The organism is Mycolicibacterium austroafricanum, from assembly GCF_902705885.1.
GTDB classification, from domain to species: Bacteria; Actinomycetota; Actinomycetes; order Mycobacteriales; family Mycobacteriaceae; genus Mycobacterium; species Mycobacterium vanbaalenii_A.
On the sequence record NZ_CACSIP010000043.1, the window covers coordinates 1 to 15,310 of the forward strand.

The 15,310-nt window shown below is 66.7% G+C and carries 12 protein-coding genes, 2 tRNA genes and 1 pseudogene; 9 read left to right on the top strand and 6 right to left on the bottom strand.

All coding sequences use genetic code 11. The features are described from left to right. Together BEMPMBAN_RS24510 and BEMPMBAN_RS24515 are read right to left on the bottom strand one after the other, a co-directional pair. A partial coding sequence (locus BEMPMBAN_RS24510) for a helix-turn-helix domain-containing protein (protein ID WP_159233874.1) occupies positions 1-177 on the bottom strand: 177 nt, incomplete at its 3' end. Between the two features lie 92 nt (positions 178-269). Beyond that, the gene (locus BEMPMBAN_RS24515) at positions 270-1,700 is read right to left on the bottom strand and encodes a phytoene desaturase family protein (protein WP_159233876.1); all 1,431 of its coding nucleotides are present in this window, start codon (positions 1,698-1,700) and stop codon (positions 270-272) included. A 76-nt stretch (positions 1,701-1,776) separates the two neighbouring features. On the opposite strand from BEMPMBAN_RS24515, the gene serA reads away from it, so the two are divergent. Both serA and BEMPMBAN_RS24525 read left to right on the top strand, forming a co-directional pair. Then, positions 1,777-3,363: a phosphoglycerate dehydrogenase gene (gene serA / locus BEMPMBAN_RS24520; protein ID WP_159233878.1), complete on the top strand. Its 1,587-nt coding sequence runs from the start codon at positions 1,777-1,779 to the stop codon at positions 3,361-3,363. Continuing rightward, positions 3,360-4,370 (top strand): 3-isopropylmalate dehydrogenase, encoded by a 1,011-nt coding sequence (locus BEMPMBAN_RS24525; protein ID WP_159233880.1) that lies wholly within the window; start codon positions 3,360-3,362, stop codon positions 4,368-4,370. The genes serA and BEMPMBAN_RS24525 overlap by 4 nt, the downstream gene beginning before the upstream one ends. A gap of 31 nt (positions 4,371-4,401) precedes the next feature. Here BEMPMBAN_RS24525 and BEMPMBAN_RS24530 read toward each other — a convergent pair whose 3' ends face one another. Next, entirely contained in the window at positions 4,402-5,583 is a 1,182-nt protein-coding gene (locus tag BEMPMBAN_RS24530; protein ID WP_425295011.1) for an MFS transporter, read from the bottom strand. Between the two features lie 157 nt (positions 5,584-5,740). Here BEMPMBAN_RS24530 and BEMPMBAN_RS24535 point away from each other — a divergent pair, with 157 nt between their 5' ends. The 4 genes from BEMPMBAN_RS24535 to BEMPMBAN_RS24550 all read left to right on the top strand — a co-directional run bounded on the left by BEMPMBAN_RS24535 (position 5,741) and on the right by BEMPMBAN_RS24550 (position 8,466). Further along, on the top strand, positions 5,741-6,520 hold the full coding sequence (locus tag BEMPMBAN_RS24535; protein ID WP_159233884.1) for a fumarylacetoacetate hydrolase family protein: 780 nt from the start codon (positions 5,741-5,743) through the stop codon (positions 6,518-6,520). A 131-nt stretch (positions 6,521-6,651) separates the two neighbouring features. After that, positions 6,652-8,124, top strand: a complete 1,473-nt coding sequence (gltX, locus tag BEMPMBAN_RS24540) for a glutamate--tRNA ligase (RefSeq protein ID WP_159233886.1) — start codon at positions 6,652-6,654, stop codon at positions 8,122-8,124. 120 nt (positions 8,125-8,244) lie between these two features. Continuing rightward, positions 8,245-8,319: transfer RNA gene (locus BEMPMBAN_RS24545), tRNA-Gln, on the top strand. Between the two features lie 71 nt (positions 8,320-8,390). Then, positions 8,391-8,466 (top strand) — tRNA-Glu (locus tag BEMPMBAN_RS24550). Between the two features lie 26 nt (positions 8,467-8,492). Here the strand turns inward: BEMPMBAN_RS24550 and BEMPMBAN_RS24555 are convergent. Then, the gene (locus BEMPMBAN_RS24555) at positions 8,493-9,194 is read right to left on the bottom strand and encodes an IclR family transcriptional regulator (protein WP_159233888.1); all 702 of its coding nucleotides are present in this window, start codon (positions 9,192-9,194) and stop codon (positions 8,493-8,495) included. A gap of 38 nt (positions 9,195-9,232) precedes the next feature. Between BEMPMBAN_RS24555 and leuC the strand changes: the two genes are divergently transcribed. From leuC to BEMPMBAN_RS24570, 3 genes and pseudogenes are all read left to right on the top strand, one after another. Next, positions 9,233-10,678: a 3-isopropylmalate dehydratase large subunit gene (gene leuC, locus BEMPMBAN_RS24560; protein WP_159233890.1), complete on the top strand. Its 1,446-nt coding sequence runs from the start codon at positions 9,233-9,235 to the stop codon at positions 10,676-10,678. Between the two features lie 19 nt (positions 10,679-10,697). Next, a complete protein-coding gene (gene leuD / locus BEMPMBAN_RS24565) occupies positions 10,698-11,291 on the top strand; it encodes a 3-isopropylmalate dehydratase small subunit (protein WP_159233892.1) in 594 nt (197 codons plus the stop codon). A 202-nt stretch (positions 11,292-11,493) separates the two neighbouring features. Then, a pseudogene (locus BEMPMBAN_RS24570) lies at positions 11,494-11,988 on the top strand (HU family DNA-binding protein); the annotation flags it as partial. A 114-nt stretch (positions 11,989-12,102) separates the two neighbouring features. On the opposite strand, the gene mutT1 reads toward BEMPMBAN_RS24570, so the two are convergent. Beyond that, positions 12,103-13,002: an 8-oxo-(d)GTP phosphatase MutT1 gene (gene mutT1, locus BEMPMBAN_RS24575; RefSeq protein WP_159233896.1), complete on the bottom strand. Its 900-nt coding sequence runs from the start codon at positions 13,000-13,002 to the stop codon at positions 12,103-12,105. Between the two features lie 68 nt (positions 13,003-13,070). Next, positions 13,071-15,257, bottom strand: a complete 2,187-nt coding sequence (locus BEMPMBAN_RS24580) for an RNA degradosome polyphosphate kinase (protein WP_159233897.1) — start codon at positions 15,255-15,257, stop codon at positions 13,071-13,073. Positions 15,258-15,310 lie beyond the last annotated feature (53 nt).

The window sequence follows — 15,310 nt, forward strand, 5'->3', positions numbered from 1 at the left end:
GGGTCGGCGTGTGCGTTCCTCGAGTCCGCCGAGCCCTTCCTGAGCGAAACGATTGCGAAACTTGTAGAACGTCTGTCGACTGATCTGCTGCTCACGGCAGAACTGCGCAACGTTGTCGATCTGCCCGGCAAACGCCGTCGCGGCACGAATATCCATCGCGGTCACCTTCTGGGCCATGGACCATCGTGGCCTCACGGCCCTACTCAGGTGTCAGCGATGTCCCGAAACAGAACATCACCCTCGACGTGACGAACCACGCCGAAATCGCGTCAGGGGGCGAGTGTCGGTATGCGCGTGATGCCGAACTCCTTACGCAGCACGGTGCGGGCGGCGTAGTACCCCGCCATCCCGTGCACACCTCCGCCTGGGGGTGCGGCCGAGGAACACAGGTAGGCCCCGGGAATCGGGGTCGACCACGGATTCCACCGCAGCGCAGGGCCGGTCAGCGCGCTGAACATGTTGTTCCCGCCGACCCCGATGTCGCCGCCGACGAGGTTGGCGTTGTGGTCGGCCAGGCGCGCGGCCGGCACACTGCGCACACCGACGACCAGATCACGGAAGCCGGGCGCGAAGCGTTCGAAGATGCCGGTGACGGCCTCGGCCATGTCGACGGTCGAGCCCTGCGGCACGTGCGCGTAGCTCCACATCGGCCGGCGGCCCTGTGCGTCGATCCGACCGGGGTCGGCCAGATGGGGCAGCGCCGCGAGCACCATCGGCCACTCCGGATGCCGGCCCTCGGCGATCTCCTGTTCGGCCCGCGCCATCGTGGACCGGTCGCCACCCAGATGCAGGGTCGGGGCGTGTGCCAATCGTGAATCCTGCCAGGGGATTTCCCCTGACAGCACGAAGTCGACCTTGGCCACTCCCGGGCCGTACCGGTAGCGCTGCAACGTCTTGGCGTATCGGGACGGCAACCGGTCTCCGTAGATGCTCAGCAGCGCCGTCGGCGCCGTGTCGTAGAGGACGACTCCCGGCGGTGGGCTGGTGACCTCCTCGCCGAGTGTCAGTTCCCCGCCATGCGCGCGGAGGTCGGCGATCAGGGCGGCGGGGATGGCCTGCGAGCCACCGACGGGGATCGGCCAACCAACTGAGTGCCCGAGCGTCGCCAGCATCAGGCCCGCACCCGCGGCCACCAAGGATGGCATCTGCGAGATGGTATGCGCGGCAACGCCGGTGAACAGCGCGCGGGCGTCCTCGCCGTTGAGAGTGCTCCACGCCGGGGTGCCCTGGGCGAGCAGTCGCGGAGCCACCCGCAGTGCCGCAGCGATACTGGGCGGGATCGACCGCTTGTCGCCGAGTAGCAGGCCGACGACGCCTTCGGAATCGGCCGACAGCGGACCCAGCAGCCGGCGCCACGACGCCCCGTGGTCGAGTTCGGCACAGGTGCGGCCGATGTCGCGGTAGCCGATGGCTGCGGGCCTGCCCGGCAGCGGGTTGCCGTAGGACACCTCGGGCACCGCCAGCGCCACCCCCCGCGAGGGCAGATCGAACGCGGCGAAGAACGGCGACGCCAGGGCCAGCGGGTGCACCGCTGAGCAGATGTCGTGGGAGATCTCCGAGAACTCCGGGTCGGGAAGGGTGCGTGCGCCGCCCCCTGCGGTGGGCTGGGCCTCGAGTACCTGTACCGAAAGACCCGCTCGTGCGCAGATGACAGCGGCCGCCAGACCGTTGGGCCCGCTTCCGACGATGGTGACGTCCACCCGCGAAATCCTCCCACGTCCGACTCGGGAATCTCCCGGCCACCACCCCGCAACCGCCGCCCATTAGGCTGTCCGGGTGAGTTTGCCTGTTGTACTGATCGCCGACAAATTAGCCCAATCGACCGTGGAAGCCCTCGGCGACCAGGTCGAAGTGCGTTGGGTCGACGGTCCCGACCGGGAGAAACTGCTCGCTGCGGTCGGTGACGCCGACGCGCTGCTGGTGCGTTCGGCCACCACCGTCGACGCCGACGTGTTGGCCGCGGCACCGAAGCTGAAGATCGTGGCGCGGGCGGGCGTCGGCCTGGACAACGTCGACGTCGACGCGGCGACTGCGCGAGGTGTGCTGGTGGTCAACGCGCCGACGTCGAACATCCACAGCGCCGCCGAGCACGCGCTGGCGTTGATGCTGTCGGCCGCCCGTCAGATTCCCGCCGCCGACGCCACGCTGCGTGAACACACCTGGAAGCGGTCGTCGTTCTCCGGCACCGAGATCTTCGGCAAGACCGTCGGGGTGGTCGGGCTCGGCCGCATCGGCCAACTGGTGGCTGCGCGGCTCGCCGCGTTCGGCGCACACATCACGGCGTATGACCCCTATGTCTCCCACGCGCGTGCCGCGCAGCTGGGCATCGAGTTGTTGACGCTCGACGAACTTCTCGGACGAGCCGACTTCATCTCGGTGCACCTGCCCAAGACCAAGGAGACCGCGGGGCTGATCGGCAAAGAGGCACTGGCCAAGACCAAGCCCGGCGTCATCATCGTCAACGCAGCCCGCGGCGGCTTGATCGACGAGGCGGCCCTCGCCGAGGCGGTGGCCAGCGGACACGTGCGCGGCGCGGGGCTGGACGTGTTCGCCACCGAGCCGTGCACCGACAGCCCGTTGTTCGAGCTGCCACAGGTGGTGGTGACCCCACACCTGGGCGCGTCCACCTCGGAGGCTCAGGACCGGGCGGGCACCGACGTCGCGGCCAGCGTGAAGCTGGCGTTGGCAGGGGAGTTCGTGCCGGACGCGGTCAATGTCGGTGGTGGGGTCGTCGGCGAAGAGGTGGCGCCCTGGCTCGACCTGGTCCGCAAGCTGGGCCTCCTGGTCGGAGTGCTCTCCGCCGAGCTGCCGGTCTCGCTGTCGGTGCAGGTGCAGGGCGAACTGGCCGGTGAAGAGGTCGAAGTGCTGCGACTCTCGGCGCTGCGCGGGTTGTTCTCGGCGGTGATCGAGGATCAGGTGACGTTCGTCAACGCACCGGCGCTGGCGGCCGAGCGAGGCGTGGAGGCATCCATCGCGACCGCCCCGGAGAGCCCGAACCACCGCAGCATGGTCGACGTACGCGCGGTGGGAGGGGACGGATCGACGGTCAACGTCGCGGGCACCCTGACCGGCCCTCAGCTCGTCGAGAAGATCGTCCAGATCAACGGCCGCAACCTCGAACTGCGTGCCGAGGGCGTCAACCTGATCATCAACTACGACGACCAGCCGGGGGCGCTCGGCAAGATCGGCACCCTGCTGGGCAGTGCGGGCGCGAACATCCTTGCCGCGCAACTGAGTCAGGACGCCGACGGCGACGGCGCGACGATCATGCTGCGGCTGGACCGTCAGGTGCCCGCCGACGTCCTGTCAGCCATCGGTCGCGACGTCAACGCGGTGACGTTGGAAGTGGTGGATCTGTCATGAAGCTCGCGGTGATCGCCGGCGACGGTATCGGGCCGGAAGTCATCGGCGAGGCGCTCAAAGTGCTCGACGAGGTACTTCCGGGTGTGCAAAAGACCGAGTACGACCTCGGCGCCCGGCAGTACCACGCCACCGGCGAGGTGCTGCCCGCGTCGGTGCTCGATGAGTTGAAGGCGCACGACGCCATCCTGCTCGGGGCGATCGGAGATCCGTCGGTGCCCAGCGGGTTGCTCGAACGAGGCCTGCTGCTGCGGGTCCGGTTCGAGTTGGATCATCACGTCAACCTGCGTCCCGGGCGGCTTTATCCGGGTGTGCAGAGCCCGCTGGCCGGAAACCCCGAGATCGACTTCGTGGTGGTTCGGGAGGGCACCGAGGGCCCGTACACCGGTAACGGCGGCGCGATCCGTGTCGACACGCCCCACGAGATCGCCACCGAGGTGAGCGTCAACACCGCCTACGGGGTGCGCCGGGTGGTTCAGGACGCTTTCGGGCGGGCACAGCAGCGGCGCAAGCATCTGACGCTGGTGCACAAGAACAACGTGCTCGCGTACGCAGGGTCGTTGTGGTGGCGCACCGTGCAGGCGGTGGCACCTGAGTACCCGGACGTCGAGGTGGCCTACCTGCACGTCGATGCCGCGACGATCCACATGGTCACCGACCCCGGCCGCTTCGACGTCATCGTCACCGACAACCTGTTCGGCGACATCATCACCGATCTCGCCGCTGCGGTGTGCGGCGGCATCGGACTCGCGGCCAGCGGCAACATCGATGCCACGAGGGCCAATCCGTCGATGTTCGAACCGGTCCACGGAAGCGCGCCCGACATCGCCGGCCGGGGGATCGCGGATCCGACGGCGGCGATCATGTCGGTGTCGCTGCTGCTGGCCCACCTCGGCGAACTCGGCGCCGCGGCGCGGGTCGACAAGGCTGTGGAAGAGCATCTGGCGACACGTGGTGACGAGAAGTTGTCGACGTCCGCGGTCGGCGAGCGGATCCTGGGGAAGCTGTAAGCACCGCGGGCGGATTCGTGACGCTGCAGGCTCACCGGCTCCGGGTAGGCGACGGTGCCGTCAGTGGCACCGCGGGAATCGCCATGAGCGGGAACAGTGAGCACACGGCGAAGGTGATCGGAAAGCCGGCCACGCCGATCAGGGCCCCGAACAGCGGCGGCACGATCCCGGCGGTGAACAACTGGCTGGTGTTCTGGGCGCCCAGAGCCCGTCCGCTCCAGAACGGGCCCGCGATCTCGGCAATCGCGGTGAACGCCAAGCCATTGTCCGAGACGGTGACCACCGACGCCACCATCATCAACGCGATGCTGGCGGGTGAGTCGAGCCAGTCGGTGAGGGCGAGGGCGGCCATGGACACGGCCGCGGCGGCCGCGATGATCCGGATCGGTCGCATCCGCGCACCAAGCGCGTCACCGGATCGTCTGAGAACCCGATCGGACCAACGCCCGGCGCCGATCCGCCCGCTTGCCCCGAGAAGCTGTGCCAGCGTGACCAACAGGCCGGCAGAGCCTGGCGACCAGCCGCGTTCGCTGATCAGCCAGACCAGCGTGAACGTCCATACCAAGATCTGTGGCACCACGAGCAGTACCGAAGTGAGGTGGATGCGCAGCAGCAGTCGGGAGTCGCGGTACGGGTTTGCCAAGTCCGCCTCGGGGGCCTGGGATCGGGGCGGCCGGGGTGGATCGATCACCGCCACCGCACAAATCAACGCCGATGCGGTGCACACGATCGCCGGGAAAAGCAATGCCGCCGAGACGCCGTGGTGCTCGGCCACCCGGGGGATGACCAGTGCGCCGAGGCCGACCCCCAGTGGTTGAGCGGTCTGCCGGATCCCCATCACCAGGCCACGCTGTTCGGCGGCGAACCACCCGACGACCAGCCGGCCACTGGCCGTATTGCTGCTTGCCGCCGCCATCCCGCCGAGAAACAGGAACATGCTCACCGCGACCAACGACTGCACCGACGCGGCCGCGAAGGCAGCCGCAGCGGTGAGTGCCGAGCCCAGCATCAACACCAGGCGTTCGCCCACCCGGTCGACGACATAACCCCACGCGATCAGGGTCACCACCATGCCGAGGCTGGGCATGGCCGATACCAGGCCGGCCTGCGCGAGGCCGAGTCCGCGCTCGGTGTGCAGCGTGGGAATCAGAAACGCCACACCGTTGATGAACACGTTCGCGCACAGCGTCGCCGACAGCGCGATCACCAGCATCGACCAGCGCTTGGCGGTGCTAATGGGCGAGACGACCACCCGGCCATGCTCGCACACATATCTCATCAGGCTGAATAGGTATCCCATCTAGTGAGATCTGGCTGTCCAGCTGCGCCGCGCCCGTCGGACCTGAGGTGCCGGGCATTACGCTGAGGCAATGCGTCTCGGCCGAATCGCCAGTCCCGATGGAGTCGCCTTCGTCAGCATCGAGGGCGACCCGAACGAGGCAATCTGCAAGGAGATCGCCGAGCACCCGTTCGGCAACCCGACATTCACCGGGCGGAGTTGGCCGCTTGCCGACGTCCGGCTGCTGGCGCCCATCCTGGCCAGCAAGGTGGTCTGCATGGGCAAGAACTATGCGGCCCACGCCGAGGAGATGGGGGGCGCCGCACCCGAGGACCCGGTGATATTCCTCAAGCCGAACACCTCGATCATCGGCCCGAATTCGCCGATCCAGCTGCCTGCGGATGCTCATCCGGTGCATCATGAAGGCGAACTGGCTGCCGTGATCGGGCGGCCGTGCAAGGACGTGCCGGCTTCCCGGGCCGCCGAGAATATTCTGGGCTACACGATCGCCAACGACGTCTCGGCGCGCGATCAGCAGCGAAAAGACGGACAGTGGATGCGGGCCAAGGGGCATGACACCTTCTGCCCGGTGGGGCCGTGGATCGTCACCGACCTCGATCCGAGCGATCTGGATCTGCGCACCGAGGTCAACGGCGAGGTGCGCCAACACTCGAACACCGCTCTGATGCTCCACGATGTCGGCGCGATCGTCGAGTGGGTGTCTGCGGTGATGACGTTGCTTCCGGGGGATCTGATCCTGACCGGGACGCCCGAGGGCGTCGGCCCGATCGAGGATGGAGACACCGTCAGCATCACCATTTCGGGGATCGGGACGTTGTCCAATCCCGTTGTACGAAAAGGAAAGCCGTGAACACCGCGGACGCGAGGAGCAATTTGGACACCGCGGACGCAAGGAGCAATTTGGACACCGCGGACGCAAGGAGCAATTTGGACACCGCGGACGCAAGGAGCAATTTGGGCACCGCGGACGCAAGGAGCGAATTGGACACCAGGGTCAGATTCTGTCCGTCGCCGACCGGCATTCCCCACGTCGGCCTGGTGCGCACCGCGCTCTTCAACTGGGCCTACGCCCGGCACACCGGTGGCACGTTCGTCTTTCGTATCGAGGACACCGACGCGCAGCGGGACAGCGCGGAGAGTTACGCCGCGATCCTGGATGCGCTGCGCTGGCTGGGCCTGGACTGGGATGAGGGACCCGAGGTCGGGGGGCCCTACGAGCCCTACCGGCAGTCGCAGCGTTCTCAGATCTACCGGGACGTGCTCGAGCAACTCCTCGCTTCGGGCGAGGCCTACGAGGCGTATTCGACCGCCGAGGAGGTGGAGGCGCGGCACCTTGCTGCCGGCCGTAATCCGAAACTGGGGTATGACAATTTCGACCGTGATCTGACCGGCGAGCAGCGCGCAGCCTTCCGTGCCGAGGGGCGTAAGCCGGTGCTGCGGCTGCGGATGCCCGACGCCGACCTGTCCTGGACCGATCTGGTCCGCGGCGAGACGACGTTTCCGGCGGGGTCGGTGCCCGACTTCGCGTTGACGCGTGGCAGCGGAGACCCTTTGTACACGTTGGTCAACCCGGTCGACGATGCGCTGATGAAGATCACCCATGTGCTTCGCGGCGAGGACATCATGCCGTCCACCCCGCGCCAGATCGCGTTGTACCAGGCGCTGATCCGCATTGGGGTCGCCGAGCAGGTTCCGCAGTTCGCCCATCTGCCAAGCGTTCTGGGGGACGGCAACAAGAAGCTGTCCAAACGCGACCCGCAGTCCAATCTTTTCCTGCACCGCGACCGTGGCTTCATTCCCGAAGGGCTGCTGAATTATCTGGCGTTGCTCGGCTGGGGCATCGCCGACGATCACGACGTGTTCGGCCTCGACGAGATGGTGGCCGCATTCGATGTGGTCAACGTGAACTCGAATCCGGCGCGCTTCGATCAGAAGAAGGCCGATGCGATCAACGCCGAGCACATCCGGCTGCTGGACGAGCACGATTTCGCCGACCGGCTGTCGACGTTCTTCGCCGCGCACGGTCACCGCACGGGCCTGGACGACGCTCGGTTCGCCGAGGCCGCGAAGCTGGTGCAGACCCGCATCGTGGTGCTCGGCGACGCGTGGGAGCTGCTGAAGTTCCTCGACGACGACGGTTTCGTGCTCGACGACAGGGCGGCGGCCAAGGAGTTGCGGCCTGCTGCCGTGCCGGTCCTCAGTGCCGCGCTGGAGGCGCTCGAGGGGGTCGGGCAGTGGGCGACGGCCGCGATCGAGGAGGCACTGAAGTCAGCACTGGTGGACGGGCTGGAACTCAAACCCCGCAAGGCGTTCGGTCCGGTGAGGGTGGCGGTGACCGGTTCTTCGGTGAGCCCGCCGCTGTTCGAGTCGCTGGAACTGCTGGGGCGGGACCGCAGCCTGGACCGGTTGCGGGCCGGCCGCGACGTCGCCGCCGCGGCGGCGGCAGAGGCCTGAAAAAAACACCGCCGAACATTTGGTAGTGTGCACGTCGGCCCGCCAGTAGGTCCAGCACGGCGTCCCCGTGCTGTGTCGGGTTCACGAAATGGCCTGTGACCAGCGGTTACAGGTGGCCAGTGGGGTATGGTGTAATTGGCAACACAGCGGTTTCTGGTACCGCCATTCTAGGTTCGAGTCCTGGTACCCCAGCCAATGCAACGGATTAGGTCAGCATTCTCACCTGAGCTATGCTGACCCACCGAAAACAGTTGGAAACAGTTCTGGCCCCCGTCGTCTAGCGGCCTAGGACGCCGCCCTCTCACGGCGGTAGCGTGGGTTCGAATCCCATCGGGGGTACCACCGGCGAATTCTGGGCAGTTCTGGTCTCAGAGGCGGCGGGTCAATGCGTCAGCGGCGGCGACGAGGTCGGTGGCCCAGCGCACACCCGGACGCCGGCCCATTCGGTCGATCGGTCCGGATACCGATACCGCCGCGATCACGGCGCCGCGCCCGTCCCGCACCGGCGCGGACACACTGGCCACTCCCGGCTCCCGCTCGGCCACGCTCTGGGCCCATCCCCGCTTGCGCACCTCGGCCAGCGTGCGATCGTTGAATGCCGCCGACGGCAGGACCGCCTGCTGGGTGGCCGGATCTGCGTAGGCGAGCAGCACTTTGGCGCCCGACCCGGCGTTCATCGGCAGCCGTGTCCCGATCGGCACGGTATCGCGCAGCCCGGCAGGTGGTTCCAGGGCGGCGATGCAGATCCGTGCGGTCCCTTCGCGCCGGTAGAGCTGCACGCTCTCCCCGGTGAGTTCGCGCAGCCGCGGCAGCACCGAGGCGCCCGCGGCCAGCAGCGGATCCCTGACGTGCCCGGCGAGCTCGGTGACGGCAGGGCCGAGACGCCACTGCCCGTCACCGTCGCGGGCCAGCAGGCGGTGCACCTCCAGCCCGACGGCCAGCCGATGCGCCGTGGCCCGCGGCAGGTCGGTGCGCTCACACAGATCTGCCAGGCCGCATGGGGACTGGGCGACCGCGTGAAGCACGCCGACGGCTTTGTCCAACACGCCGATGCCGCTATCCTGTCTCACAAGGAGATACTAGCGTCCCAGATTGTGAGATCGTCAAGATGGCCATCGCGAACCAGTCCCGCACTCTCGCCGAGAAGGTGTGGAGCGACCACGTTGTTGTCACCGGCTCCGGTGAGGGTGGTGCCCGGCAACCGGACCTGATCTACATCGACCTGCACCTGGTGCACGAGGTGACCAGCCCCCAGGCGTTCGACGGCCTGCGCCTTGCCGGGCGCCCGGTGCACCGGCCGGACCTGACCATCGCCACCGAGGACCACAACGTGCCGACGATCGACATCGACAAGCCGATCGCCGACCCGATCTCGCGCACGCAGGTGGAGACGCTGCGCCGCAACTGCGAGGAGTTCGGCGTCCGGCTGCACCCGATGGGCGACGCCGAACAGGGGATCGTGCACATCATCGGACCGCAACTGGGTTTGACCCAACCCGGTATGACGGTGGTGTGTGGGGATAGTCACACCTCCACCCACGGCGCATTCGGGGCATTGGCAATGGGCATCGGCACTTCCGAGGTCGAGCACGTGCTGGCCACCCAGACACTGCCGCTGTCGCCCTTCAAGACGATGGCCGTCAACGTGGATGGTGTCCTGCCGCCCGGGGTCAGTGCCAAGGACATCATTCTCGCCGTCATCGCCAAGATCGGTACCGGCGGTGGGCAGGGGTACGTGATCGAGTACCGCGGCAGCGCGATCGAAGCACTGTCGATGGAAGGTCGGATGACCGTCTGCAACATGAGCATCGAGGCAGGAGCCCGAGCTGGAATGGTCGCGCCCGACGAGACGACCTTCGAGTTCCTCCGCGGTCGCCCGCACGCCCCCAAGGGCTCGCAGTGGGACGCCGCCGTGGCCGCGTGGCGTCTGCTGCGCACCGACGACGGCGCCGAATTCGACACCGAGGTCTACATCGATGCGTCCACTCTGAGCCCGTTCGTGACATGGGGGACCAATCCGGGGCAGGGTGTTCCGCTGTCCGGTTCGGTGCCGGACCCGCAGCTGATCGTGGGCGAGGGGGAGCGCCAGGCCGCCGAAAAGGCATTGACCTACATGGACCTTCGCGCCGGTACGGCGATGCGTGACATCCCGGTGGACACCGTTTTTGTCGGCTCGTGCACCAACGGCCGGATCGAGGACCTGCGGGTGGTCGCCGAGGTGTTGCGCGGACGTAGGGTCGCCGACGACGTCCGGATGCTGGTGGTCCCCGGCTCGATGCGGGTGCGCGCCCAGGCCGAATCAGAAGGGCTGGGCGAGATCTTCACGGCTGCGGGCGCGGAATGGCGACAGGCCGGCTGCTCGATGTGCCTCGGGATGAACCCCGACCAGCTCTCTGTCGGCGAGCGGTGTGCGTCGACTTCCAACCGCAACTTCGAGGGCAGGCAAGGAAAGGGTGGGCGTACCCACCTGGTGTCCCCGGCGGTTGCCGCGGCGACGGCGGTGCGCGGAACGCTCTCCTCGCCGGCGGATCTGCCGGCCGTGACGACTCACTGAAACCCGACAGGAGACTTTGATGGAAGCCTTTCGCACCCACACCGGAATCGGCGTTCCACTGCGCCGGTCGAATGTCGACACCGACCAGATCATTCCCGCGGTCTATCTGAAGCGGGTGACCCGAACGGGATTCGAGGACGGACTCTTCGCAGCCTGGCGTAACGACCCGGCCTTCGTGCTCAATCAGGCACCGTTCGACAAGGGCTCTGTTCTGGTGGCCGGACCTGATTTCGGCACCGGTTCGTCGCGCGAGCACGCCGTCTGGGCGCTCATGGACTTCGGATTCCGGGTGGTGATCTCGTCCCGGTTCGCCGACATCTTCCGGGGCAACGCGGGCAAGGCCGGTCTCCTGGCGGCAGAAGTCGCGCAGGACGACGTGGAATTGTTGTGGAAACTCATCGAGCAGCAGCCGGGTCTGGAAATCACTGTGAATCTTCAAGATCGAACCATTGCCGCGGGAACGGTCATGGTGCCGTTCAACATTGACGACTACACCGCATGGCGACTTCTCGAAGGCCTCGACGATATTGGCCTTACGCTGCGGAAACGCGATCAGATCGAGCAGTTCGAGGCCGCTCGTCCGGTGTGGAAACCGCGCACTCTACCGGCCTGACAGACCGCCGTTTCGGCCGAAATCGCCCCGCCACGATCCCCTTTTCGGGGCCGCCGGCAGGACGGCAAGCGGGGCAAGCGGATTGAAAAAAGTTCGCTGGGTTGCCTTGAAATTGCGCGTGGCTCTTGGAAATCAGCAGCCATTGGGTTTACCGTGTCCAATAGTCGGTTCAAAGAGGACCACTTGTATTCGGAGGTTTTGCATGAACAAAGCAGAGCTCATCGACGTACTCACGGAGAAATTGGGCTCGGATCGTCGGCAGGCAACTGCGGCGGTGGAGAATGTCGTTGACACCATCGTGCGTGCGGTTCACAAGGGTGAGAGCGTGACGATCACCGGCTTCGGCGTCTTCGAACAGCGTCGTCGTGCCGCCCGCGTGGCGCGCAACCCGCGCACCGGAGAGACGGTCAAGGTCAAGCCCACCTCCGTGCCGGCGTTTCGCCCAGGCGCTCAGTTCAAGGCTGTTGTCTCTGGCGCACAGCGTCTCCCGGCGGATGGTCCGGCGGTCAAGCGTGGTGTGACTGCCGGCAGCACTGCCCGGAAGGCTGCCAAGAAGGCTCCGGCCAAGAAGGCTGCGGCGAAGAAGGCTGCTCCTGCCAAGAAGGCTCCGGCCAAGAAGGCTGCGGCGAAGAAGGCTGCTCCTGCCAAGAAGGCTCCCGCCAAGAAGGCTCCGGCCAAGAAGGCTCCGGCCAAACGCGGTCGCAGGTAGTCAAAACATCAGGCACGCCGCGGGTCACGAGACCCGCGGCGTGTTTGTGTGTGCGTCGGGAACAGTGCCGATGGGCTGCCTAGGTTGAATTCATTTGCGGCGTCATTTCTTCGGAGGCAGCGCTGTGCCGAGGTGGTCTGCCGCGACCAGTCTGCCGTCGGCCAGTGACATCACCCATGTGCTGCCCTTGCGGTTGCGTGACTTGTCCGGCCGGACTCCGTCACGCTCGCACCACCACTCGATGAGGTCGGGAATCACCTTCCCCTGAGTGCATATCACCGGGTTCTGCGCTGTCGCCGTGATCTCGAGGATGCGTTCGCGGGTGGCCTTCCGGTTGTCGGCGTACGCCTCTTCGGAGAGCTCGGCCTCGTCGCGGATCACCGCGCCCAGCTCTTCGGCGAGGGGATCCAGTGTCTGCCGGCACCGAACCCGGTCGGCAGCGAACAAGTCGCCCGCGCCGAAGGCGAGGAGCTGGCCGACCAGCGACTCGGCCTGCGCGCGACCGTGCTTGTCGAGGGGGCGCTTCCGGTCATCGCCCTTGTATCTGGCTCGACTTCCCGCGGTGGCGTGGCGGACGATCATCACCGTCTGAGTGTCGGCGGGCAGTTTTGTGAAGCGGCGCAGCACTTTGCGATCATCCGGATACGTCAGCATCTTCATCGCCTGGTCGACCGGTAACCATTTCAGCTCGTCGACCTCGTCGTTGACGCTGAACTGTCCGTTGATACAACGCCCTGCCCAGTAACGCACCTTCTTGATGCCGGGATCCAACGGATAACTCACCGTTGTGAGGCGGCGACCGAGATGGGCATGAAAGCCCGTCTCCTCGGCGATCTCCCGCACGGCGGTCACAGGTTCGGTCTCACCGGAATCCACCTTGCCCTTGGGGAGCGACCAGTCGTCATAGCGGGGGCGGTGAATGATCGCCACCTCCGGCGTGGAGGCGCCGTCCGACGGCCGCCACAGCACAGCGCCGGCAGCGAGGATGCGGTTTTTGGCCATGGTTGTATCCAGTGGGGTCTCCTTGGACACCTCAGCTCCTGTGGGTCGATCGGTCCGGAGATCCAGTCCTACGGATGACGGTGGCGTTCCATCAAAGACATTTGGTGGTCGCGCACGGTGCGCCCCTCCTGAGGCGACGCGGTCCAGTGTCCGTCCGGGCCGAGTTCCCAGCAGCGGGTCTTCGGGTCGGTCGCCGACTCGAAGATGTCGTTCAACTGTGCAGTCAACCGCGGATCCTTGACTTGGGCCATCACTTCCACACGCCGGTCGAGATTACGATGCATCATGTCGGCGCTGCCGATCCAGTATTCGTCGATGGCGCGGAAGTGAATGAGCCGCGAATGCTCGAGGAACCGACCGAGAATCGAGCGCACCGAGATGTTCTCCGAGTAGCCGGAGGCGCCGGGGCGCAGGGCGCAGATCCCCCGGACCACCACTTCGACCCGGACACCGGCCTGAGATGCCCGGTACAGGGCGTCGATGACCTGTTCGTCGACCAAGGCGTTGGCCTTCATCCGGATCCGGCCGTCGGCGCCGTCCCGGGTCGCCGCGATCTCGCGTTCGATCCGCTCGATGATGCCCCTGCGCACTCCGAATGGGGCGACCAGCAGATTGCGGTAGGACTCCTTGCGGGAGTAACCCGTCAGCGAGTTGAAGAGATCGGTGAGGTCGGCACCGATGTCGGGCGCGGCGGTGAGCAGACCGATGTCCTCGTAGAGTCGCGCGGTCTTGGGGTTGTAGTTGCCGGTGCCGACGTGGCAGTAGCGCCGGATCGTCGACCCTTCTCGCCGCACCACCAGACAGGTCTTGCAGTGTGTCTTCAGACCGATCAGCCCGTACACCACGTGTACGCCTGCCTGCTCCAGGGCACGTGCCCATTTGATGTTGGCCTGCTCGTCGAACCTCGCTTTGATCTCCACCAGCGCGACGACCTGCTTGCCGGCCTCGGCAGCGTCGATGAGCGCGTTGACGATCGGGGAATCACCCGAGGTTCGGTACAGCGTCTGCTTGATCGCCAGCACGTTGGGATCCGCGGCCGCCTGCTCGATGAAACGCTGCACCGTGGTGGAGAACGAGTCGTACGGGTGGTGGACCAGGACGTCGCCGTCACGAAGTGTCGAGAAGATGCTCTTGGGTGTCTCTCGTTCGCCGAACGCCGGCGGTGTGGCCGGCACGAACGGACGATCCTTCAGCGCAGGCCGGTCGACGCCATAGATCTGCCACAGCGACGAGAGATCCAACAGACCTGGGACTTCCACGACATCCCCGGGCGCGACATCGAGCTCGCGCAACAACAATTCGAGCATGCCCTCGGTCATGTCGTCGGAGACCTCGAGCCGCACCGGCGAGCCGAAGCGCCGGCGGGCCAGTTCCCGCTCGAGCGCCTGCAGCAGGTCCTCGTCGCGGTCCTCCTCCACCTCGAAATCCGCGTTGCGGGTGATCCGGAACGCGTGGTGCTCGACGATCTCCAGCCCGGGGAACAGCACCGGCAGGAACGCGGCGATCAGCTCCTCCATCGGCAGGAAGCGCACGACGTCCGGTGTGCCTTCGCGGCTGGACAGCTCCACGAAACGGTCGACGTTGTCGGGCACCTTGATTCGGGCGAAGTGCTGGCCGCCGTCGTCGGGATGCTTGACGGTGATCGCCAGATTCAGGCTCAGTCCGCTGACGAACGGGAACGGGTGTGCGGGGTCGACCGCCAACGGTGTCAGAACCGGGAACACCTGTTCGTGGAAGTACGTGGACAGCCGCCCGCGCTCGGCCTCATCGAGTTCGGCCCACGTCACGATGATGATGCCCTGTTCCGCCAGCGCCGGGCGGACCGAGTCGAGGAACACATGGGAGTGCCGACTGGCGATCTGCTGGGTGCGCTCGCTGATCCTCCGCAACTGCTCGCGCGGTGACAGGCCGTCGGCGGACCGGACAGACAGTCCCATCTCGTCACGCCGCTTGAGGCCGGCCACCCGCACCATGTAGAACTCGTCGAGGTTGGACGCGAAGATCGCCAGGAACTTCGCCCGTTCGAGCAAGGCCAGCGAGGGATCGGCGGCGAGCGCCAGCACCCGGGCGTTGAAGTCCAGCCAGCTCAGCTCTCGGTTGAGATAGCGGTCCTCGGGCAGCGGGTTCTCGACCGGAGGCGCGGTCGCCGCCGGTGGCGCCTCGGGTGCCGCGTCAGCCGGACCCGCGATCACCGGCAGGGGAGCCGCTGTCTCCGCTGCGTCCGAGCTGTCGGGCCGGGTCTGGGCTTCGGTCATCCTGTGATGATTCCCTATCCAGGGGTCCTCTTGCCACCGAGTCGGGGCATCGG

Excerpts from the sequence above, each read along its gene's own strand:
- BEMPMBAN_RS24530 (WP_425295011.1), bottom strand. The coding sequence starts at position 5,583 with ATGCTGGTGATCGCGCTGTCGGCGACGCTGTGCGCGAACGTGTTCATC.
- BEMPMBAN_RS24535 (WP_159233884.1), top strand. The coding sequence starts at position 5,741 with ATGCGTCTCGGCCGAATCGCCAGTCCCGATGGAGTCGCCTTCGTCAGC.
- mutT1 (WP_159233896.1), bottom strand. The coding sequence starts at position 13,002 with ATGGCCAAAAACCGCATCCTCGCTGCCGGCGCTGTGCTGTGGCGGCCG.
- BEMPMBAN_RS24525 (WP_159233880.1), top strand. The coding sequence starts at position 3,360 with ATGAAGCTCGCGGTGATCGCCGGCGACGGTATCGGGCCGGAAGTCATC.
- leuC (WP_159233890.1), top strand. The coding sequence starts at position 9,233 with ATGGCCATCGCGAACCAGTCCCGCACTCTCGCCGAGAAGGTGTGGAGC.
- BEMPMBAN_RS24580 (WP_159233897.1), bottom strand. The coding sequence starts at position 15,257 with ATGACCGAAGCCCAGACCCGGCCCGACAGCTCGGACGCAGCGGAGACA.
- leuD (WP_159233892.1), top strand. The coding sequence starts at position 10,698 with ATGGAAGCCTTTCGCACCCACACCGGAATCGGCGTTCCACTGCGCCGG.